Source organism: Enterobacter cloacae complex sp. 2024EL-00711 (genome assembly GCF_047529885.1).
GTDB lineage: Bacteria > Pseudomonadota > Gammaproteobacteria > Enterobacterales > Enterobacteriaceae > Enterobacter > Enterobacter ludwigii.
The window spans coordinates 206,916-228,687 of sequence record NZ_JBLIZC010000003.1; the positions used below are offsets into that span (position 1 = coordinate 206,916).

The following is a 21,772-nucleotide window of genomic DNA, read 5'->3' on the forward strand; positions in this document are numbered from 1 at the left end:
AGGATATCCCATGCGTGAAGAAGAACTGTTTAGCCGCAGACCGATGGGGATGCGGATGGCCATGATCGTGCGTCAGTGGCGCGCCGTGATTGACGACGCCATTCTCGAGACCGGGTTAACCCAGTCGAGCTGGACGGTGATGATGCAGCTTCAACAGCTTGGGGATAACGTCTCGGTGAGTGAACTGGCGGAGGTGCAGGGTATTGAACTGCCGCCGCTGATGCGCACGCTGACACAGCTGGAAAAACAGGGTTACCTGTTACGCACTGTATCGCCTTATGACAAGCGTATCCGGCTACTCACGCTGACGCCGGAGGGGAACGCCGTACTCAGGACGCTCTCCCGGGTGATCGAGACATTTCAGGCGCGCGTATCGCAAAACATCGCGCCGGAGCATCTCGATATTTTCAGCGCCACATTGAATCAAATCGCCTGCAATTTGCGGAAAATCCGCGAAGAAGATAACAAGACCGAAAAATAATGACTCCTGAACAAAAGTTTGCCCGCTGGGTAAGGGTAAGTATTGCCTCTTTCCTGCTGATGTTTGTCTATTTTGTCGTCGCGGACATCTGGATCCCGCTGACGCCGGACTCCACCGTCATGCGCGTGGTGACACCGGTTTCTCCGCGCGTCTCCGGCTACGTGGCGGCTGTCCATGTACACAACAACAGCCAGGTGAAGCGAGGCGACCTGCTGTTTGAACTGGATGACACGCCGTTTCGCAATAAAGTGGAAGCAGCGCAAATCGCGCTGGAGCAGGCGCGTCTCTCTAACGAACAGCTGGATGCGCAGATCGCGGCCGCACAGGCCAGCCTGAAAACCGCCGTGCTGACTGCGCGTAACGACAAGGTGACCTACGATCGTTATCAGAAACTCAGCACGCTGCAGAACGTGTCGCAGGCGGATCTGGATAAAGTCCGGACCACCTGGCAGAGCAGCGAGCAGTCCGTCAGTTCGCTGCAGGCGAACATCCGTAACCTGCGCATTCAGCGCGGTGAGCGGGAAGAACACCGCAACGTCACCCTGCAGAAATACCGCAACGCGCTGGATGAAGCGGAACTGAATCTTGGCTGGACGAAGGTTTACGCCCAGGCGGACGGCACGGTCAGTAACCTGCAGCTCAGCCCCGGCTATTACGCCTCCTCCGGCTCGGCCGCGCTGGCGCTGGTGAATAATCAGGCCGATATCGTGGCTGACTTTCGCGAGAAGAGCCTGCGCCATACCCATCAGGGAACCGATGCCGCCGTGGTGTTTGACGCCTTCCCGGGACATGTCTTCCGTGCGCATGTGACCAGCAGCGATGCGGGGATCCTCGCCGGACAGGAAGCAGTGAACGGCGAGCTGTCCGAGCCAGAAACCTCCAACCGGTGGGTTCGTGATGCCCAGCGTATGCGAATCCACGTGGCGCTGGACGAGGCGCTACCGAAGCAACTTCCGACCGGTGCGCGTGCCACCGTGCAGCTCTATAACAGCGAAGGGCCGTTTGCGCGCTTCTTCTCCGGGATGCAGATCCACCTGGTGAGCCTGCTGCACTATGTCTATTAACACTCTGGCGCGGGTGTTTACCCCGCACGGCAACCTCGTCTATACGGCAAACGACTTTCGCCAGACCCTGCGCATCGTCTTTGCCGGCATGATTGCGCTGAGCATTTCGAGTTTTTACAACACTCACTACGGCGTGTTTTTCGTGGTCTACCCCATCATGCTGCTGTCGCTGGTACCGGTCTTTAACCGCCACGTGGCGAAGCAATTTATCTTTAGCGCCTCGCTTAACTGCGTTGAAATGGTCATTATCATCGGCTATCTGTCGCAATGGCCGGTGATCATGACGTTAGTCGTGTTCGCCTTGTACGTCATGCGTTTTCGCTTTATGAGTAAGGGACCGCTGTTTCTGTTTGGTTCGATGGGCGTGGTCTGCCAGAGCGTGATGCTCAACTTTATGAGCTATCCCACCACCGACTGGCATACGTTGCTGTTTTCCAATATCGAAGCGAGCGTTATGGCGGTGTGCCTGAGCGCGCTGATGAATTACCTGCTGCCGGATGTAGAGCCGCGCAAGCCGCCGCCGCTGATTGAAAAAGATGACGCCCGTGTGCGCCACGAGTCGCTGCTTTCCGGGACCGTTGCCACCCTGATTTTCGTCATCTTCCAGGTAAGCGACCTGAGCGACTCACTGTCCGCGCTGATGGCCGGGGTATTGATTCTGTTTCCCATGCATTATCGCGGCGCGGTGATGAGTTCCCTCTGGCGCGTGGTCGGCGTGGTGCTGGGCTGCCTCTACATTCTGGTCGTCCAGCTTATCCTTTACGATCACAGCAGCCATATGCTGCTGATGATGCCGCTTATCGGCCTTGGGCTGGCATTTGGCGCGCGGCTGCACGTGATGGAGAAGGTCGGCGCCGGGGTCGGGTTTTCCAGCATCACCACCATCGGCATTATGTTCGGGCAGAACATGCACCCGGACAGCGACCTGGTGTTCAGCGATCTCTATCGCATTACCTCGGTGACCTTTGCGCTGGTGGCGACCCTGACAATGGTCTTCCTGGTGCATTTGATCCTCAATCGCTTTGCCCCTACGCGCTATGTGATCGCGCCGCCTGAGGCGAGTTAATGCGCGAGCACGGCAGGCAATTGCGAGAGTAAAAACAGGATCAGGCCAATCGTTCCGCCCACCAGCGTGCCGTTCACACGGATGAACTGCAGGTCTTTGCCGATGTTAAGCTCAATCTGGCGCGACATATCTTTGGCATCCCAGCTCTTGACCGTGTCGCTGATATGCCGCGTGAGGAACGCGGCAAAATCCGGTGCCACGCGGTGCGCCGCCTGCTCCAGATGCTCGTTCAGCGATGCCTGCAGGCTGGCATCGTTCGACAGCGTTTCGCCAAACCACAGTCCGGCGTTGGCGATGCGCTGCCTGACGCGCGAGTCCTCGCTTTGCATATCCGCTTTCAGCCACTGACGCAGGTCGGCCCACATCTCGCCCAGATAACGGTTAAACGCCTCGTCGTTCTTCAGGTAGTGCTTGATGTTATCGGCTTTGGCGGCCATTTCCGGATCGTTTTTCAGGTTGTCGATAAACTTCAGCGTGGCGCGGTCAAACGCCTGGCGGATCTGGTGCGTGCGGTCGTGGCTGATATCATCCAGCAGCGTATTCACCGCATTCGACACCATCTCCGCACTCTGATCGCCGAGCCACTCGGTAGGCAGCACCATGGCCTTGCGCGGATGCTCGGTCTTCAGCCAGTGCACAATCTGGTCGGCGATAAAGTCCCGCGTGCTGTCACGCTGGATAAGCGCGATCAGGCGGTTGATGATGGCGTCCAGCAGCACCTGATGGCGATTGTTCCGGGTCATGCTCTCCAGCATCACCGCGCTGGTTTCGGTGAAATCGACCTTGTCGATGGCCTTGTGCACCGCCCGTTTGAGCAGCCGCTGAATGCGTCCGTCGTCGGTCAGTTCAAGAAAACCGCTCATTACCTGAATCAGATGCAGCCCGACGCGCCGGGCGTTGTCGGGCTGGCTGAACCAGGTGCCAATCATCTGTGCCGGTTCATAGCGGCGGATCAATGCCACCAGCGACTGGGTATCGAGAAACTTTTCCTGCACGAACTGACCCAGATTGTCGCCAATGCGGTCTTTGTTGCGCGGAATGATCGCCGTATGGCGTGAGATAAACGGAATGGGCACCCGGCGAAACAGCGCGACGACGGCAAACCAGTCCGCCAGTGCGCCGACCATCGCCGCCTCGGCAATGGCCTTTACGCCGCGCACCCAGAAGGTTTGCGGCAGGAACAGGGTGGTGATAAACGCCGCGGCGGCAATCAGCAGCAGCGACAGCGCCAGCAGCTTGGCGCGTTTAAGTTCAGCTATTTTTTCCATGGCTTAAGAATAGAGGGAGGCGGGAAGAAAATGCAAAAAACGCCACACGACCCACCCACCAAACGCCATCAGCACCACGCCAGCGGTTCGCTCAATCAGCCAGAGTGAACGGCTGAGCGTCCGCTGAACCACGGGCAAGCCCATCAGCGACACCAGCGCTAAATCCCAGACCAGCACCACCATTACCATCCAGACACCGCAGGTTGATTGCTGAAGCAGCGTGACATCCGGCCCTAACAGCGCCGTCATGAGCGCCAGATAAAAAAGTGCATTCTTCGGGTTTAACAGTGCCGAACCGAGCCCCAGCAGGATTTGCTTACGCAATGAGGGGCACCGCTGATGAGTCTCATTGAGCGCAAGCGTCTGCGGGCGGCTGCGCGCCAGCCGCGATCCAATCCAGAGCAGGTAGAGCGCGCCGGATAATTCGATAAGGGTGAACAGCCACGAAAACGTGCGCAGGGCGCTCCAGCCGATAATCACCAGCACAATATAGAGCGCGTTACCCGCGGCGATACCGAGGCACAACCCGGCACTGCCGCGCAGCCGGTAACGCGCGGCGTAACCGACCAGCAAAAAGAAATCCGGACCGGGGCTTAACAGGGCTACAAAATGCGCCAGCGCCAGGGCGAGAAAAGCGGAAGGGAAGAACAGTTCCATCGTGACCTCCAGAGCAAAAACGGAGATCACCTTACGGCGTTACGTATCCTGATTATTGTCTGATATTGATCGGCCCGTCGCGTACTGGCGAGGTGTGGCGGCCGTGTAGCTGACGAAGGTTTTATGGAAATGGCTCTGGTCGGCAAACCCGCTCTGGTAACCGACATCGGCGAGCTCATCCCCCGCACGCAGTCGCGCTTTGGCGTATTCCACGCGAGAGATGCTGAGAAAGCGTCCTGGCGTCAGGCCGGTGTCCTGTTTAAAGGTGCGGATTAACGTCTCTTTGCGCAGTGAAAATCGCCGGGCAAGGTCGTCAAGGGAAGGCGGAGCGGTGAGGTTCGACAGAAACGCCTCTTGCACCTGCTGACTCAATGAATGGGGCTTATCTGTACGGCCTGTAGAGGGAGGAAGGGCGCAAAGCAGTGCGTTCAGGGAGGCCGCGGTCATGTTCTCAACCACGTCAAGATAGTGATTAAACAGCGTTTGGTCGCGAATGACCTGCAGTGCCAGCGAAAGGTCAGTGTCGATATACAGCATATGGTAGCTGCGTGGCTTCCCCGCCACCGGGTTGCAGCTGTGGGGCGCATGCGCCGGGATGACGATGATGTCGCCAGGGGTCAGGATATACTCACTGTCATGGACTGTGCAGCACGTCTGGCCTTCCAGGATCGCGCCAATAGAGAGCTGTGGGTGACAATGACGTTTATACGCCTGGGTGCTCTGCCACGTGCTGCGCAGCTCGTGGCCGCAGGCGCGATGAAAGGTCTGGCGGATGTGTCGGGTCTCGGTCATGGGGGACTCCTGTCAGGAACGTTTTTTATACCATGCCCGCGCGACATGTTGCAGTACCACGCTAAGAACCTTCCGGATATACCCAACTTTACGTCCATCGCCAGTCATATTGTCTACCCTTAATACCCTAAGCGGTAAAACAAGGAGATTCGAAATGGCTTACCAGACAGTAAATCCTGCCACAAACCAGCTCATCAAAGAATATCCCTCCCATACCGACGCGGATGTTGAAGCGGCGCTGAAGGCGGCCGATGCGCTTTACCATTCGGACTGGGCAAAAGGCGACATTAACCAGCGCCTGCCGGTACTGCGTAAACTTGCGGACCTCATCGACGAACGTACGGAGGATCTGGCCAAAATTGCCAGCAAGGAGATGGGGAAGCTCATTGAGCAGAGCCGCGGTGAAGTGAAACTGTGCGCGCAAATCGCCCGCTACTACGCGGATAATGCCCAACGGTTCCTCGCCCCGGTGAAGTACGACTCCGAACTCGGGGAAGCGTGGGCCGAGCACCACCCTATTGGCGTGCTGATGGCCGTTGAGCCGTGGAACTTCCCTTATTACCAGCTGATGCGTGTCCTCGCCCCGAACCTGGCGGCCGGTAACCCGGTGATCGCCAAACACGCCAGCATCGTGCCGCACTGTGCAGAGACGTTTGCACATCTGGTGCGTGAGGCCGGTGCACCGGAAGGGGCGTGGACCAACCTGTTTATTTCGTCGGATCAGGTGGCGAACATCATCGCCGACGATCGTGTACAGGGTGCCGCGCTGACCGGTTCCGAAAAAGCGGGTAGCGTGGTCGCGGCGCAGGCGGCGAAGCACATCAAAAAATCGACCCTGGAGCTGGGCGGTAACGACGTCTTTGTGGTGCTGGATGATGCCGATCTGGAGAAGGCCGTGAAGACGGGCGTGAATGCCCGACTCAATAACGCCGGCCAGGTCTGTACGGCGGCGAAGCGTTTCATCCTGCATGAGAAGATTGCGGATGCCTTCCTCGCGAAATTCACCGAGGCATTTAAGCAGGTGAAGATTGGCGATCCGCTGGACGAGAGCACCACCCTGGGGCCGCTGTCCTCTCAGGATGCGCTGGACACGTTGACCAGACAGGTCAACGAGGCGGTGAAAAACGGCGCGACGCTGCATTACGGTGGCAAACCGGTGCAGCGTGACGGGTGCTTCTTTGAGCCGACCATCCTGACGCATATCTCGCGCGACAACCCGGCCTACTTTGAGGAATTCTTCGGCCCGGTGGCGCAGATCTATGTGGTGAAAAATGATGACGAAGCGGTCGCACTGGCGAACGATTCCCACTATGGTCTGGGCGGCGCGGTGTTCAGCAAGGATATCGAGCGGGCGAAGAAAATGGCGTCGCGTATTGAGACCGGCATGGTGTATATCAACTGGCTCACCGATACCGCGCCAGAGCTGCCGTTTGGCGGCGTGAAGCGATCCGGTTACGGACGCGAACTGTCGGACCTGGGGATCAAAGAGTTTGTGAACCAGAAGCTGGTGGTGGTGCGTAAGTAACTCCGCGAATAAAAAACCTGCCATTCGGCAGGTTTTTTTTTGGGGTTATTGCACTTCAATCTTGTCCCAGCCGCTTTTGAACATGCAGCTGTCGACTAAGGTATCCCGGCGATATTCATTCGCGTCTTCAACCGTGTAGCTCGTGGAAATATCCTTTTTCTTTTTCGATTTGTCCATTTTTTCCGAGCTCGAACCGGTCACAACATTGTCCGGGGGCAGATCAATCAGGGCCTGTGCTTCGCATTCCGTGAGCTTTTTATTCATCTCAGCGTCACTGACTCCCGGTTTCACCCATTTATACTGGACGCAACCGGTGAGCAGAAGCGTGATGCTCAGAACGCAAAGCGCGGTAATGCGGTGTTTCATCAGAAGGTGACTCCACCGCCTACATATGCGCCGTCGATCAGCGTGTGGCCAGGACGACCGTCTTTGCCGTCAACGCTTACGTGACGATAACCCACTTTCAGCGTCACAGGCGTGATTGGCGTCCAGCTCACACCGCCGTTGGCTTCCACGTAGTTTTTCACGCTGTTGTTCAGACCTTCTGGTGCGGCATACCCTTCGCCAAACACGTGGATGCTGTCGGTCAGCGCAACGTTAATACCGCCACCGATGGGGAATGCCACGCCGTTATCGCCTTTTTTCGGGCCAAGGTAGATTGCTTTGGCACCGGCATTCAGCATCACCGGGCCCACTTCCAGGTTGTAACCGGCGCCAACGCCACCTGTTTGCGTGCCGTCGTCGGTGTTTTTGAGCCAGTTGCTTTCAAGGTACACACCGGATGAGGATTTACCCATTTCCAGATTAAGGTTAGTAAAGTTTTTACCTTGCTCAATCGTGCCGCCCATAGCCAGTGCGGAACCCGACAGGACGGTCAGAGCAGAAAGAAGAAGAACATTCAGTTTTTTCATGTTTTGTGCCTCGTCATTAATTTCATCTGAGGCCACCTTAACAAGCGATGTTTATGACTGCAAATGTGATTAAGGTCGTGTTTTTATGCTGTTTTTGTTAATGGCTGGCTTTTGAAATGTTGCTTTCATGTTTAGTTATCGCCGGGTCAATATGTATTGCCTGGACGTTTAGGACAGGTTTAGTTTTTTGACTAAATAGACACTGAACGAGACAGAGGATAACCGTTTGACATGAATTAATTGGCTTTCTAATAATTTCCAGAAACATTTCAAATTTTACACTTTGTGGTTTAGTTTTACATTTCTGGCGGTTCACGCGCCTGCAATTGCCTGCCCGCGTATCTCTGCGGTGTCATTTTCCTGACACGTTTGTTCTTTACGTTGTTGGCTTCACTTTCTGGATACTAACAATATGAAAAGAAAAATTATTCCTGTGCTTATCGGTTGTGCGCTCTCTTTCTCTGGCCTGGCGGCGCAGCCCACGGCCGAACACTTTGTTGTCAGCTTCCCCGAAGGCACGCGCGTGAGCTACAGCGGTGCGTTTGCCGGTGCATTCCCGAAGGGACTCCCGGTCGGGATTGGCTCTGGCCTGCTGTTTACCGGTAAACAGGGCGATACCCTGACGTTTGCGACCGTGACCGATCGCGGTCCGAATGCGGATTCGCCGAAAGTGGGGAAAGATGAAGCCAAAATCTTTGTCACGCCTGATTTCGCTCCGCTGCTGATGACGATTCGCGTACAAAATGGCAAAGCGGAGGCCGTCGATGCGCGCCCTCTGCATGATGATAAAGGCGAGATCAACGGTCTGCCGCTGCAAAGCGGCGTGATTGGCTCGACCAATGAAGTGGCGTTCAGTGACACATTAAAGGTGCTGAAGGGCGACAATCGCGGGCTGGATACGGAAGGTATCACGCCGGACGGTAAAGGCGGTTACTGGCTGTGTGACGAATACGGTCCGTTCCTGATTAACGTCGACAGCAAAGGCAAGATCCTGGCGATTCACGGTCCGCAGGCGGCGGAAGGCGAGAAATCCATCGTGGGCGGCTTGCCGAATATTATTAAATGGCGTCAACCAAACCGGGGCTTTGAAGGCCTGACCCGTATGCCGGACGGGCGTATCATTGCCGCGGTGCAAAGCACGCTGGATATCGACGGCAAAAGCAAAAAACAGGCGCTGTTTACCCGCCTGGTGAGCTTCGACCCGGCGACCGGGAAAACCGCGATGTACGGTTATCCCATCGACAGCGAAGCCTACAGCAAAAACAATGACGCCAAAATCGGTGACATTGTGGCGCTTGATAACCAGCAGCTGCTGCTGATTGAGCAGGGCAGCGATAAAAACGATGGCATGCGCAACCTCATCTACAAGGTGGACCTCAGCAAGGCGAGCGATCTGACACGCTTCGATAAGCCGGGCGAATACCCGGAGTTTGATGACGAGAAGACGCTGGCCCAGCGCGGCATTACGCTGGCGGCTAAAACCCAGGTCGTGGATTTGCGCGCGCTTGGCTGGCAGCAGGAAAAGGCCGAAGGGTTAGCGCTGATTGACAACAAAACGCTGGCGGTCGCGAACGATAACGACTTTGGCGTGAAGGTGGCGATGGAAAATCCGGTCGAGGGCAAGAAGCTCAAGGATTATCGGGTGAATTCGCAAGGTGCGCTCACGATTGATGATAAACCGGTTGCGACCACCCTCGCCGTGAAGCCGCTGGCGAAGCCGGCGTCAGAAAGCGAACTGTGGATTGTGACGCTGCCCGACGCGCTGAAATAATCTCACAGCCCTCTCCTCAACTGCGGAGAGGGCTGCGTTCGTACGGTTATTTGCGCAGTGCTGCAAACGCTGTCCGGATTTCGTCTTCCGGCAGCTGTAGCCCAATAAACACCATGACGCTTCGCGGTGTTTCATCTCCCCACGGTCTGTCCCAGTCCGCGCTGTACAGCCGCTGTACGCCCTGGAACAGCAGGCGGTTCGGTTCGCCATCAATCCACAGCATCCCTTTGTAGCGCAACAGTCTGTCGGCAAAAGAGAGCAACAGGTTTTCCATGACGCGGGAGACGTCGCTGATATCCACCGGGTAATCCAGCTCGACCACAATCGACGAGACGTCGTTTTGCTTATCTGCCATAAAGTGGAAGCGCGGCGTTGAGGTGACATGCTCTTCCAGCATAAATCCGTTGGTGTTGAACAGCTGCGAGAGGTCGATATCACCGTGCGTCGCGATGTAAATCGGCGCGCGCGAGTTGATACGCGTCAGGCGCTCGCGCAGTTTTTCGCTGTCGCCCGCCACGTCGGTTTTGGTCAGCAGGATGCGATCGGCGTAGCCCACCTGCGACTGGGCGAGGGTGAACTGGTTCATCTGTTCGTCGGCATGAACCGCGTCGACCAGCGCAATGACGCCGTCCAGCAGGTAGCGCTGGCAGAGGATCTCATGGGCGAAAAAGGTCTGAATAATCGGGCCGGGGTCGGCCATACCGGTGCATTCAATCACCAGGCGGTCAAAATCGATTTCACCGCGATCGCGGCTGTCGAGCAGATCCAGCAGGGCGTCTTCTAATTCATTCGAGCGGGTGCAGCAGATGCAGCCGTTAGTCAGGGTTTTGATCTGCGTGGCGCGATCGCCAATCAGCTGATCGTCGACCGAGACTTCGCCGAATTCGTTTTCGATCACGGCGATTTTGAAGCCGTGCTGCGCGTTCAGAATGTGGCGCAGCAGGGTGGTTTTACCGGCGCCAAGGAAACCGGTCAGCAGGGTGACGGCAATCGGGGTCATGGTCTCTCCTTTAGCAGCAGCGTACGCCGCCTTCTCCACTCCCGCCGTAGCGCGCTTCCTGACGCTCGCGGAAGAATTCGGTATAGGTCATGTACGGTTTATCCGGATGGTTGGTCTTCATATGCTCAACGTAGTTGTCATAGTCCGGAATGCCAATCAGCATTTTCGCCGCCTGACCGAGGTATTTTTTCGCTTCGCCTAAGTTACCAAACATTGTGCCTTCCAGATAGAAAAAGCCCGGCAGGGGCTGCCGGGCGTAGTTTCCCTTCACCCTAACCCTCTCCCGGAGGGAGAGGGATGCGAGGGCGGATTAGTGATGTGAAGAGGTCTTCACGCCGCCTTCCGGTACCGGGACATACGGGGTTTCTTTATCCGTACGACCCTCGGCGTTACGCACGTTCAGCCAGGTTTTAATGCCGTAGAAGATGATGCTGTACACCACCACCAGGAACAGAATGCTCAGACCTGCGTTGGTGTAGTTGTTCACCACGATGTGGTTCATGTTGGCAATCTGCTGGGCAGTGAGGTCCGCGCCGCCTGCGGCAATTTTCTCTTTGTACTGGTTAGCCATGAAGAAGAAGCCTTCCAGCTGCGGATTGGCGCTGAACAGTTTCAGACCAAGCGCCCAGGTGGTGCAGAGCAGCAGCCACAGTGCAGGGATCACGGTGACCCAGATGTATTTGGTGCGTTTCATCTTCACCAGTACAACGGTGCCAAGAACCAGGGCGACAGCGGCCAGCATCTGGTTAGAGATACCGAACAGCGGCCACAGGCTCTTCACGCCGCCCAGCGGGTCGACAACGCCCTGATACAGCAGGTAACCCCACAGACCCACGCAGCCCGCGGTTCCCAGAATACCCGCCACCAGAGAGTCGGTTTTCTTCAGGAACGGCACGAAGTTACCCAGCAGGTCCTGCAGCATAAAGCGTCCCGCACGGGTACCGGCGTCCAGCGCGGTGAGGATGAACAGCGCTTCAAAGAGAATACCGAAGTGGTACCAGAAGCCCATGTCCGCCCACGGCAGCACTTTGTGGAACACGTGTGCGATACCCACTGCCAGCGTCGGTGCGCCACCGGCGCGGTTCAGGACTGACGGTTCGCCAATGTCTTTCGCGGTCTGCATGATCTGCTCAGGCGAAATCACGAAGCCCCAGGAGCTGACGGTTGCGGCAGCATGTGCGCTCGCATCTTTCAGCTGCGCCATGATCAGCGCCGCGTTATCACCGCCCATCTCATGCAGGTTTGGCATGGTAATCCCCAGGCCTGCCGGAGGGGTGTTCATCGCGAAGTAGAGACCCGGTTCGATGATGGACGCGGCAACCAGCGCCATGATCGCCACGAAAGACTCCATCAGCATTGCGCCGTAGCCAATCAGACGCGCGTCTTTTTCGTTAGCCAGCAGCTTCGGTGTGGTACCGGAAGCAATCAGGGCGTGGAAGCCAGAGACCGCACCGCAGGCAATGGTGATAAACAGGAACGGGAACAGTGCACCTTTCCACAGAGGACCGGTACCGTCGATGTACTGGGTCACTGCCGGCATTTTCAGATCCGGGTTAATCACCAGGATGCCGATCGCCAGACCGACGATAACGCCGATTTTCAGGAAGGTCGCCAGGTAGTCACGCGGTGCCAGGATCAGCCAGACCGGCAGCAGAGCGGAGACAAACGCATACCCAATCAGCGCGAAGGTGATGGTGGTGTCCTTGAAGGTCAGCGCCGGGCCCCAGTACGGGTCGTGCGCAATCACGCCACCGAAGTAGATGGATGCAACCAGCAGTACAATACCAATCACCGACACTTCACCCACGCGACCCGGACGGATAAAGCGCATGTAGATACCCATGAACAGCGCAATCGGCACGGTAGAGCAGACGGTGAAGACCCCCCACGGACTTTCGGCCAGCGCTTTCACCACGATTAACGCCAGCACCGCGAGGATGATGATCATAATCAGGAAGCAGCCGAACAGCGCGATGGTCCCCGGCACGCGGCCCATCTCCTCTTTCACCATCTCACCCAGAGAGGCGCCGTTACGGCGAGAAGAGATAAACAGCACCATAAAGTCCTGCACCGCCCCGGCCAGCACTACGCCCGCGAGCAGCCACAGGGTACCAGGCAGGTAGCCCATCTGCGCGGCCAGAACCGGGCCGACCAGCGGACCCGCACCGGCGATAGCGGCAAAGTGGTGACCAAACAACACGTAGCGGTTGGTGGGCACGTAGTTGAGACCGTCATTATTAATGACCGCCGGAGTGGCACGCGTCGGGTCGAGTTTCATGACCTTCTGCGCGATGTATAAGCTGTAGTAGCGATAAGCAACAAGATAGACGGAGACAGACGCAACGACGATCCACAGGGCGCTTACGTGTTCGCCCCGGCGTAGTGCGACAACCGCCAGACAAAAAGCGCCGAGGATCCCGAGTAACGCCCAGGGCACGTGCTTCAGTAGTTTTTTCGTATCCATAGTAAGACCTGGTTTTTTATGTAATGAAAAAGGGTCAGGGTTCGTTATGAGGAGGTATTGATTAATGCTGGAGCGATCGTGCCAGAACCACGCGCGTGTAAAGACAGGTAAATGAATGAGCGGTTGAAAGGGCCAGGTGAGCGGTCAAAGAGGGCGGCGAGTGGTTCCGTCTCGCCGCCGCCGGGAGAAATTATGTGATTGAGATCACGTGGTTATCTGCTGTGCGCTCTACCGCCAGATAATTTTCCAGCGTTTTAAGCAGCTTCTCTTTTAGCCAGTTGGGCTCCAGGATTTGAATGTTCGGCAGCCAGTAGAACAGCAGCGGCAGGATCTGGTTCTCGTGTGCCGCCTGACAGCGCAGCGTGACGCCGTTGTGCTGCTCACCGACAAGCTCTTGTTCCGGCAGCAGGTCGCGGCGCATAAAGTAATGTGAAATAGTATCTTTAATGAATATTTTCACTTCGAAAGTGTCTTCCGACACCCACGGATCGCGGCTTTTTTCCAGCAGCCCGAGCGCATTTTCTTCCGGCGTGAAGGTTTTTTGTTGAATATCAAACCAGCTAATCTGACTCAACGAGAAGGATTTTAGGCGGCTATTCTCGGTGGCTTGTAAATACCATATATTTTTATTGTTAATGAGTTTATAGGGATTAATCAGGCGGGTTTTACCCTTATAAACGATCTGGCATACATTACGATTCTTAATCGATTTCTCGATTTTCGATAAATAGCGACGAATATCACGTTCTACCGTGTGCTCTGCTTCGTTGCCAAGAATAAGAATATGATTTTCGTCAACGCGTGTTTCAAGTTTCTGCCAGAATTCCGTATTTCTTTCCGGGAAAAAGCTATCGGCATTCAGGAAGTTAGCAATCGTGTGATGTAATCCTTGTCCACCGGGAGATTGTGCGGAGTGGATCAGACGATACAGCCCGTTACCGGTATGTTCCACAATAGGTGAAAGCGCATTTAAATCCCGGTAGACGGTGCGCTCGGTAATTTTAAATTTTTCCATGAGCGCACTGCGGTTTACCACACCATTTAAATGTAACTCAACCAGAATATCGACCAGACGTTCAGCCGAGCGGCTCCGCGTCGATTTAGCCATAAGGTCTTCCTGTATATTAGGGTATGCGCTGAATGATGCGGGTCGCACTGACATGTATTGTCAGTATTCAGACACAGAAAATTTCTCTTATGGCTATATAACGGCGTGATTAAGCGGAAACCTTAGGAATTTTTGTGGAAATTGGCGCTGGCCGGGAAACGGCCAGCGCAGGAGGGGGTCACACTGCGGCTTCAGTCTCCATCATGACGGGGTGGAAACGGCGTTTAAAATAGATCAGGCCGTGTCCCGCTTCGCTCAGAATGATGTTTTTAATTTCAACGAGATAAACCAGATGGGTGCCGATGGTTTGCACCTGGCTAATCTCGCCTTCAAGGCTTGCCAGCGCGCCCTTCAGCACCGGTTGCCCCTGCGGACCTTTCTGCCAGCAGGAGAGGGCAAAGCGATCGTCCATTGCCATGCCGGTCATCCCGGCGAAGTGGCGGGCCATGATCTCCTGCTCATGGTTCAGCACGTTGACGCACAGCTTACCGTTACCCTGGAAAACCGGGTTCATGGCACTGTTGGCATTGATGCAGACCATCAACGATGGCGGGGTGTCCGTGACCGAACAGACGGCGGTGGCGGTAATGCCGCAGCGTCCTGCATCGCCCTCGGTGGTGACAACATTAACCGCCGCCGACAGGCTGGCCATCGCATCGCGAAAACGCAGGCGTTGTTCTGTATGCATTGAAACCTCCCGCTGCGTTATTTCAGCAGCTTATCCAGCATGTTGATATCGGAATTATTGTGCAGGTGCGGCACCGTCCAGCCATGCTGGTCGTACTCGGACATGCAGCGGTCGACCATTGCCATCATTTTGTCCATGTTGCCAGAGCTCTGTGCCTGACGCAGACACTGCAGACGGATTTCGTCCTGGCTGCCGGAGTAGTTGATCTCATACAGCTCGTGACGACCACCAAACTCGCTGCCGATGGCATCCCACATCAGTTTCAAAATCTTAATACGTTCCACGTGATCCATGCCGTTGGAGCCGCGCACGTATTTCGCCAGATACTGGTCGATCTGCGGATTGTTCAGGTCTCGCGCGCTGGACGGCAGATAGATCAGGCCGCTGGTGACGTTACGCTCGATGATGTTCTTGATCTTCGCATAGGCCATCGGGGCCATGACGCGGTAGGTCTGCAGCGCCGCGTGATCCGGCAGGTACGCGCCATTCACCCACGGCGTGGCTTCAGAACACATGGAGTCGCTCAGCGCCCAGAACATGTTGCGCCAGGCCACCACTTCCCCGAGATCCGCCTGCACGCCGCGGAACTCCAGGGTGCCGGTACACTCCAGCGATTTCTTCAGCAGCGCGGTAATGAAATCGAGCTTCACCGCCAGACGTACGCAGGCCTGCAGCGGGTACATGCGGGCAAAACCGCCTTCCATGGTCCAGCGACGGCAGCGATCGAAATCGCGGTAGATCAGCACGTTTTCCCAGGGGATCAACACATGATCCATCACCAGGATCGCGTCGTTTTCGTCGAAACGGCTGGAGAGCGGGTAGTCGTACGGAGAGCCGGTCGCACCTGCCACCATTTCGTAAGAGGCGCGAGAGATCAGCTTCACGCCTTCGGCGTCCATTGGCGCAACGAACATCAGCGCGAAGTCCGGGTTTTCGCCCATCACCTGCGCGGAGCCAAAACCGATCATGTTGTAGTGAGTCAGCGCCGAGTTGGTTGCCACCACTTTTGCGCCGCTAACGATGATCCCGGCGTCGGTCTCTTTTTCCAGCTTGATGTAGACGTCTTTTACTTCGTCCGCCGGTTTGTGACGGTCGATGGGGGGGTTAACGATGGCGTGGTTGAAGTAAAGCCCGGTTTCCTGAATACGGGTGTACCAGTTGCGGGCGTTCTGTTCGAACTGGCCGTAGAACGCCGGATTGGCACCGAGCGCGCAGCCAAACGCCGCCTTGTAGTCCGGGGTGCGGCCCATCCAGCCGTAGCTCAGACGCGACCACTCGGCGATGGCGTCACGCTGCTGACGCAGGTCGTCGGCGCTTTTCGCCACGCGGAAAAACTTATGGGTGTAGCCGCCGCTGCCGGTATCGGTACCCCAGCACAGCGTGTCCTGCATGTCAGGCTTGTGCAGCGCATCGTACATCTGCGCGATGGAGGCTGCCGCATTGCGAAACGCCGGATGAGTGGTCACGTCTTTGACGCGCTCGCCGTAGATATAAATCTCACGGCCATCCTGCAGGCTTTTTAAATACTCTTCACCGGTTAACGGACGTTTGGCATCAGCGCGGAAATCTTCAGGCTTCATAGGGACCTCGTATCGGAATAGTGATGTTAAATTTATGTTTTGTTTTTGTTGTTTAATTGAAGCCTGAGCGGGGGTGAACGTGAAGGGACGATTGGGACAACGGCTGGTACTTTTCGCATATGATCGCAGAGTGTGATTTCCCTCACCCTGAACCCGGGAGAGGGTCAGGGCTGGGGTGGGGTAACAGACGACACCGGTACTTTTTGCGCCCGATACGCACTCGGCGAACACCCCACTAACCGATTAAAAAACCGGGCAAAATAGGCCGGGTCTTTAAACCCCAGCTGCCAGGCGATTTCGCTGACCGCGCTGTCGGAGAAGAGCAGCATCCGCCTCGCTTCACGCAGCTGACGGTCAAAAATCAGCCGCTTCGGCGGGCGGTTGGCGAAGCGTCGGCAGATATCGGTCAGACGCGATTCGGTCAGGTGCAGTTCGCTGGCATATTCCGGTACCGTCCAGTGCTCATGAAAATGGACATCAATCAGCTGGGTAAAGCGCTGGAACAGTTTCAGCTCGCCGCGCATGCCGCTGGCGGCGTGATCGTCGAGCTTCGCGTTGCGCAGCAGCAGGGTGAACACCGCCTGGGCTAATAGAACCAGCGTGTGTTCGCGCCCGGGCAGTTGCGCCGTCGATTCCCGGGCAATCAGCGGCCAGTAGTGCTTCAGCGCCGCCAGTTCGTCCGGCTTATCGGCCAGCGACAGGCAGATCCCCGGCAGGCCAAAGGCTTCCCGCGTGCCGGGGTAGAGCACTTCCAGCAGCGGCCAGATCAGATCCTCGCGCACCGTCAGAACGTGCCCGTCGCTGTCGGATTCGGTAATAAACGCGTGCGGCACCGACGGAGGTGTGAGCACAAACAGCGGAGCCTGTACCGAGTAGCGGTGATCGTCGAGCTGCAGTTCGATCTGTCCGGTATCCAGAAAGTGCATCTGAAAATACTGGTCGTGACGGTGAGCCTGCATGTCGCGGCCAAAAAAGGCCGCCATGCGGGCGAACGACTGATAGTGAACATCATCCGTTCCCAGACTTTCGTCGTACTCTTTACTGATGTCGATATTCGCGATCGGGCTCTGGCACATAGCCGCTCCTTACGGGATTTTCTGCGCCGCCATACCTGGCTCGTGCTCAAGGCTCTCCCGCTGCGTCATCGGGATACGTGTCAGCACCAGCGCGCCGACCACCAGCAAGCCGGCAACAAACCACAACCCGGAGCTGAAGCTGCCGGTGCTGTCACGCAGAATGCCGATCAACAGCGGGCTGACGGCGGATCCGACGTTACCGATGGCATTGATCACCGCCAGTGCGACCGCCCGCGACTGCAGGCTAATAACCCGATCCGGCGTGGTCCAGAAGATCGCCATGGCGGTAAACGATCCGGTTGAGGCCATGATGATGCCAAGCAGCTGGATCAGGCTGTGGTGGGTCGCTGAGGCCAGCAGCCATCCTGCCGCCGCAAAGAGGTACGGCAGAATGGTGTGCTTTTTTCGCTCTTTCAGCCTGTCGGAGCGGCGGCTCCACCAGATCATCCCGAGGATGGTGCAAAACTGCGGGATCGCCGCCAGCAGGCCAATCACAATGTTGCTGCTGCCGGTGTTGAAGCTTTGCAGGATCTGCGGCGTCCAGATATTAATCGCGCTCAGGGTGTTCGTGAGGCAGAAATAGGCCAGGGTATAGAGCAGCACGGCCGGGGTAAACACTTCGCGCAGCGTCGAACGCGGCGTGACGGGACGGGCGATGGCCGACTCCTGCTCGCGGGCGATCATTGTTTTAAGCGCCTGCTTTTCGTCGTCATCCAGCCAGCTGGCCTGATCCGGCGTGTCGTTCAGGTAGAACCACGTCACTACGCCGAGCACCACGGACGGTAGCCCCTCCAGCAGGAACAGCCACTGCCAGCCTTTCAGGTTCCACAGCCCGTCCATGGCCAGAATATAACCGGAGAGGATCGAGCCGAGCATCATGGTCACCGGCATGGCGATCATAAACAACGCATTGGCGCGGGCGCGGTGGTAGGCAGGGAACCACCAGGTGAGATAGACGAGGATCCCCGGCAGGAATCCGGCCTCGGCAATGCCCACCAGCATGCGCAGCACATAGAGCGTGTGCGGGCTGGTGGCGAACATGGTGCAGGTGGAAGCGATGCCCCACACCACCATGATCCCGGCGATCCAGCGCCGGGCGCCGACCTTCGCCAGCATGATGTTGCTGGGGATCCCACATATCACGTAGGTGACGTAAAACAGGGTGGCGGCCAGGCCAAACATGGTCGAGGTGAGGCCCAGATCTTTGCCCATCGTCAGCCCGGCAAAGCCGATGTTAATGCGGTCAAGAAACGAGAAGACAAACAGGATAAAGAGAAACACGATCAAACGACGAAACAGCTTCTGAATAACGCGGTGTTCTACAGCTTTATTATCATGGGTTTGCAGGGTAGAGGTCGTCATGTTGCGCTCCACATCGTACGTTTAGTAGACGGATTTATTGTTATTTACTGACGTAACCGGGATATCGATAAAACGTGCCGCCAGCGCCTCGGCGCTGCGTGCAAGCAGGGTGGTGTCGACCCCGACGGCGACAAACAGCGCGCCAAGCTCGAGGTAGCGTTTTGCCAGCGGCTCGTTAGCCATCAGGATGCCGGGCGCTTTGCCTGCCGCACGGATCTGCGAAATGGCCTTCTCGATGGCGGCCTGGACTTCCGGGTGCTGCGGATTTCCGGCAAAGCCCATGTCGGCGCTCAGATCCGCCGGGCCAATAAACACCCCGTCCACGCCTTCCACGTCGAGGATGTGCGGCAGATTTTTCAGCGCCTCGCGCGTTTCAATCTGCACCAGCACGCACATGGCATCGTTAGCGCGCTGCAGGTAATCAGGCGTGCGGTTCCAGCGCGAGGCGCGAGCCAGCGCGCTGCCCACGCCGCGGATCCCCGCCGGTGGATAACGCGTGGCGCGCACCGCCAGCCGGGCTTCATCGGCGTTTTGTACCATCGGCACCAGCAGGGTTTGCGCCCCGATGTCCAGCAGCTGTTTGATCTGGACCGGGTCGTTCCACGACGGGCGTACCACCGGCTGGCTGGCGTAAGGTGCGATCGCCTGCAGCTGGGTCAGGACGGTTTGCACGTTATTGGGCGCGTGCTCTGCGTCGATCAGCAGCCAGTCGAACCCCGCACCGGCCAGCAGCTCGGCGCTGTAACTGCTGGTCAGCCCCAGCCAGAGGCCGATTTGCGGTTTTCCGGCGCTGAGCGCCGCTTTGAATCTGTTTTCCATGGTGGTCTCCTAGACAAAACGGCAGCTGATGGAGCCCATCTTGCCGTAGTCCACGTGGAAGGTATCGCCCTTGCTGGCCGGCACCGGGCGGGTAAACGAACCGCCGAGGATGATTTGGCCAGGCTCCAGCTGAACGTCGTACGGCGCGAGTTTATTGGCAAGCCATGCCACACCGTTGGCCGGGTGGTTGAGCACGCCCGCGGCGACCCCAGTCTCTTCAATGACGCCGTTGCGGTAGAGCAGCGCGGAGATCCAGCGCAGATCCAGCTCGTCGGGCTTAATCGGGCGACCGCCAAGGATCACACCTGCATTGGCGGCGTTATCGGAGATGGTGTCGAACACCTTGCGCGGACGCTGGGTCTCGGGATCGATGTTGTGGCAGCGGGCGTCGATCAGCTCCAGCGCGGGGATGACGTAATCCGTGGCGTTGTAGACGTCGAACAGGGTGCAGTTTGGGCCGCGCAGGGGTTTTGCCAGCACGAAGGCCAGCTCCACTTCGATGCGCGGGACGATAAAGCGGTCGGCAGGGATATCGCCGCCGTCGTGGAAGAACATGTCGTCGAGCAGAGCACCGTAGTCCGGCTCGCTAATCTGCGAGCTGGCCTGCATCGCTTTGGAGGTGAGGCCAATCTTGTGGCCTTTCAGCACGCGACCTTCGGCGATTTTCAGGCTCACCCATTCGCGCTGTACGGCGTAGGCGTCGTCAAGGGTGATCGTCGGGTAGTCGAGCGAGATCTGGCGGATCTGCTCCCGGGACTGCTCCGCCTGATGCAGACGATGGGCGATCAGGGTATGGGTGTGTTTATCGAGCATGGCGATTTCCTGTTGTTGCCGGGTGGCGTGCTGCTCACCCGGCTTGCGTTCAAAGCCGTTGTCGGCCCGGTAAGGGCGCTACTTAAACAAAGCGTGCACGTTGTTTTGTTTGTAATTGAGCGTCGGGTGCAGCTCGTCTATTTCAAAAGAGAGCGCCAGATAGCGCGATGCCATCAGGTCGGCGAAGTGGGTTTTAATCAGCTCAAACAGTGCCTTTCCCACCGCCTCCCGGCTCTCCAGACTGCGCCCGGCGCCAATCTTCAGCGTCATATGCACAAAGGCGTAATCGTGCTTACCGTCGGCCATCTGCCAGGTGTCCAGCCAGTGCGCGCGGCTACGGATACCGCCGAGTGGGAAGATTCCCGTGGCGGCAAGCGCGTCGTTCACTTTGGCGAACAGTGCTGGCAGGTCCGCCTGCTCGCGGATGTTGTCAGTGCATTCAGCAATAAAGTGCGGCATGGTGGCTCCTTACGCGGACGCGGGCAGGGGGAAAACGGCGTTAACCTGGCCGGTGCCGGAGCTGGGGAACAGCTCGGTGAGGAACTCCACCTTGCCGTCGTATGTGTCCCAGCCGAGCATCCCCAGCAGCATCACCGTGTCGTGCATGTTGCCCTCGCCGTAGCAGTAGTGGGCATACTCCGGCAACATGCTGCAGAACTCCCTGAACTTGCCTTCACGCCACAGCTTCACCACGCGTTCGTCCATCTGACGGTCGAACTCGCGGGTGTAGCTGTTCATTCCCTCTTCGGCGCGCTGGTCGTCGATAAAACGGTGCGACAGCGAACCGCTGGCGAGCACCGCCACGGTGCCGTCATATTTCTGAATCGCGCTGACGATGGCCTCGCCCAGCCTGCGGCTGTCGGCGAAGTCGTGGACGGTGCAGAACGCGGCGATAGAGATCACTTTGAAGTGCTTATCGCTGTTCATGTAGCGCATCGGTACCAGCGTGCCGTACTCCAGCTTGAGGCTCGGGATGTTGTGCGCTTTGGCACGTACGCCGAGTTTCACCGCTTCGTCGGCGATAAGCTGGCCGAGCGCCGGGTTACCGTCGTAGTCGTAGGTCATGTCGCGGATAAAATGCGGCAGCTCGTTGCTGGTGTAGATGCCGGAGAAATGATCCGCACAGTTGATGTGGTAGGCGCTGTTCACCAGCCAGTGGGTATCGAACACAATAATGGTATCGACGCCCAGCTCCCGACAGCGCTTGCTGATTTCTTTATGTCCGTCGATGGCGGACTGGCGGCAGCCGTGGTTTTTTCCCGGCAGTTCAGAGAGGTACATTGACGGAACGTGGGTAATTTTTGCCGCTAACGCTAACTTGCCCATA

General features: G+C 57.3%; 22 protein-coding genes. 5 read left to right on the forward strand and 17 right to left on the reverse strand.

All coding sequences use genetic code 11. The features are described from left to right. Positions 1-10 precede the first annotated feature (10 nt). Genes ACMVME_RS11000 through ACMVME_RS11010 form a run of 3 tightly spaced genes read left to right on the forward strand, consistent with a single transcriptional unit; the run spans position 11 to position 2,611 of the window. Positions 11-481 (forward strand): MarR family winged helix-turn-helix transcriptional regulator, encoded by a 471-nt coding sequence (locus ACMVME_RS11000; protein ID WP_025205651.1) that lies wholly within the window; start codon positions 11-13, stop codon positions 479-481. Beyond that, positions 478-1,545 (forward strand): HlyD family secretion protein, encoded by a 1,068-nt coding sequence (locus ACMVME_RS11005; protein WP_086533213.1) that lies wholly within the window; start codon positions 478-480, stop codon positions 1,543-1,545. The genes ACMVME_RS11000 and ACMVME_RS11005 overlap by 4 nt, the downstream gene beginning before the upstream one ends. Continuing rightward, positions 1,535-2,611 (forward strand): DUF2955 domain-containing protein, encoded by a 1,077-nt coding sequence (locus ACMVME_RS11010; RefSeq protein ID WP_068795243.1) that lies wholly within the window; start codon positions 1,535-1,537, stop codon positions 2,609-2,611. Before ACMVME_RS11005 ends, ACMVME_RS11010 begins: the two co-directional genes overlap by 11 nt. Here the strand turns inward: ACMVME_RS11010 and ACMVME_RS11015 are convergent. From ACMVME_RS11015 to ACMVME_RS11025, 3 genes are read right to left on the reverse strand one after another with little or no spacing between them, the layout of a single operon-like run. Next, positions 2,608-3,879: a DUF445 domain-containing protein gene (locus ACMVME_RS11015; protein ID WP_014168469.1), complete on the reverse strand. Its 1,272-nt coding sequence runs from the start codon at positions 3,877-3,879 to the stop codon at positions 2,608-2,610. The genes ACMVME_RS11010 and ACMVME_RS11015 overlap by 4 nt on opposite strands. A gap of 3 nt (positions 3,880-3,882) precedes the next feature. Beyond that, positions 3,883-4,536: a LysE family translocator gene (locus tag ACMVME_RS11020; RefSeq protein WP_020885321.1), complete on the reverse strand. Its 654-nt coding sequence runs from the start codon at positions 4,534-4,536 to the stop codon at positions 3,883-3,885. A 39-nt stretch (positions 4,537-4,575) separates the two neighbouring features. Further along, positions 4,576-5,328: an AraC family transcriptional regulator gene (locus ACMVME_RS11025; RefSeq protein WP_068795242.1), complete on the reverse strand. Its 753-nt coding sequence runs from the start codon at positions 5,326-5,328 to the stop codon at positions 4,576-4,578. 154 nt (positions 5,329-5,482) lie between these two features. Between ACMVME_RS11025 and ACMVME_RS11030 the strand changes: the two genes are divergently transcribed. Next, complete coding sequence (locus ACMVME_RS11030; protein ID WP_068795241.1) at positions 5,483-6,853, forward strand: NAD-dependent succinate-semialdehyde dehydrogenase; 1,371 nt, start codon at positions 5,483-5,485, stop codon at positions 6,851-6,853. A 45-nt stretch (positions 6,854-6,898) separates the two neighbouring features. Here ACMVME_RS11030 and ACMVME_RS11035 read toward each other — a convergent pair whose 3' ends face one another. Both ACMVME_RS11035 and ACMVME_RS11040 read right to left on the reverse strand, forming a co-directional pair. Further along, complete coding sequence (locus ACMVME_RS11035) at positions 6,899-7,219, reverse strand: hypothetical protein (RefSeq protein ID WP_020885318.1); 321 nt, start codon at positions 7,217-7,219, stop codon at positions 6,899-6,901. Further along, the gene (locus ACMVME_RS11040) at positions 7,219-7,764 is read right to left on the reverse strand and encodes a YfaZ family outer membrane protein (protein ID WP_014168475.1); all 546 of its coding nucleotides are present in this window, start codon (positions 7,762-7,764) and stop codon (positions 7,219-7,221) included. Before ACMVME_RS11040 ends, ACMVME_RS11035 begins: the two co-directional genes overlap by 1 nt. 412 nt (positions 7,765-8,176) lie before the next feature. Between ACMVME_RS11040 and ACMVME_RS11045 the strand changes: the two genes are divergently transcribed. After that, positions 8,177-9,535, forward strand: a complete 1,359-nt coding sequence (locus tag ACMVME_RS11045) for an esterase-like activity of phytase family protein (RefSeq protein WP_068795240.1) — start codon at positions 8,177-8,179, stop codon at positions 9,533-9,535. Positions 9,536-9,581: 46 nt separating this feature from the next. Here ACMVME_RS11045 and yjiA read toward each other — a convergent pair whose 3' ends face one another. The 12 genes from yjiA to hpaD form a co-directional block, all read right to left on the reverse strand. Next, complete coding sequence (gene yjiA / locus ACMVME_RS11050; RefSeq protein ID WP_020885316.1) at positions 9,582-10,535, reverse strand: GTPase; 954 nt, start codon at positions 10,533-10,535, stop codon at positions 9,582-9,584. Between the two features lie 10 nt (positions 10,536-10,545). Beyond that, positions 10,546-10,749, reverse strand: a complete 204-nt coding sequence (locus ACMVME_RS11055; protein WP_003856610.1) for a YbdD/YjiX family protein — start codon at positions 10,747-10,749, stop codon at positions 10,546-10,548. A gap of 96 nt (positions 10,750-10,845) precedes the next feature. Further along, positions 10,846-12,999 carry a carbon starvation CstA family protein gene (locus ACMVME_RS11060; RefSeq protein WP_020885314.1) on the reverse strand — a complete coding sequence of 718 codons (2,154 nt, stop codon included), beginning with the start codon at positions 12,997-12,999 and terminating at the stop codon, positions 10,846-10,848. A gap of 190 nt (positions 13,000-13,189) precedes the next feature. Then, positions 13,190-14,107: a helix-turn-helix transcriptional regulator gene (locus tag ACMVME_RS11065; protein WP_047366576.1), complete on the reverse strand. Its 918-nt coding sequence runs from the start codon at positions 14,105-14,107 to the stop codon at positions 13,190-13,192. 178 nt (positions 14,108-14,285) lie between these two features. Next, positions 14,286-14,795, reverse strand: a complete 510-nt coding sequence (locus ACMVME_RS11070) for a 4-hydroxyphenylacetate 3-monooxygenase reductase subunit (protein ID WP_014168481.1) — start codon at positions 14,793-14,795, stop codon at positions 14,286-14,288. Positions 14,796-14,812: 17 nt separating this feature from the next. Next, positions 14,813-16,375 carry a 4-hydroxyphenylacetate 3-monooxygenase, oxygenase component gene (hpaB, locus tag ACMVME_RS11075; RefSeq protein WP_014168483.1) on the reverse strand — a complete coding sequence of 521 codons (1,563 nt, stop codon included), beginning with the start codon at positions 16,373-16,375 and terminating at the stop codon, positions 14,813-14,815. Between the two features lie 164 nt (positions 16,376-16,539). Next, positions 16,540-17,451 carry a 4-hydroxyphenylacetate catabolism regulatory protein HpaA gene (gene hpaA, locus ACMVME_RS11080; protein WP_020885311.1) on the reverse strand — a complete coding sequence of 304 codons (912 nt, stop codon included), beginning with the start codon at positions 17,449-17,451 and terminating at the stop codon, positions 16,540-16,542. Positions 17,452-17,460: 9 nt separating this feature from the next. Then, positions 17,461-18,813 (reverse strand): 4-hydroxyphenylacetate permease, encoded by a 1,353-nt coding sequence (gene hpaX, locus ACMVME_RS11085; RefSeq protein WP_020885310.1) that lies wholly within the window; start codon positions 18,811-18,813, stop codon positions 17,461-17,463. A 21-nt stretch (positions 18,814-18,834) separates the two neighbouring features. Next, positions 18,835-19,632: a 4-hydroxy-2-oxoheptanedioate aldolase gene (hpaI, locus tag ACMVME_RS11090; RefSeq protein ID WP_063214219.1), complete on the reverse strand. Its 798-nt coding sequence runs from the start codon at positions 19,630-19,632 to the stop codon at positions 18,835-18,837. Positions 19,633-19,641: 9 nt separating this feature from the next. After that, positions 19,642-20,445 (reverse strand): 2-oxo-hept-4-ene-1,7-dioate hydratase, encoded by an 804-nt coding sequence (gene hpaH / locus ACMVME_RS11095; protein ID WP_020885309.1) that lies wholly within the window; start codon positions 20,443-20,445, stop codon positions 19,642-19,644. A 78-nt stretch (positions 20,446-20,523) separates the two neighbouring features. Further along, entirely contained in the window at positions 20,524-20,904 is a 381-nt protein-coding gene (locus ACMVME_RS11100; protein ID WP_020885308.1) for a 5-carboxymethyl-2-hydroxymuconate Delta-isomerase, read from the reverse strand. Between the two features lie 9 nt (positions 20,905-20,913). Beyond that, positions 20,914-21,771, reverse strand: coding sequence for a 3,4-dihydroxyphenylacetate 2,3-dioxygenase (gene hpaD / locus ACMVME_RS11105; protein WP_020885307.1), 858 nt, complete (start codon positions 21,769-21,771; stop codon positions 20,914-20,916). Position 21,772: the final 1 nt, after the last annotated feature.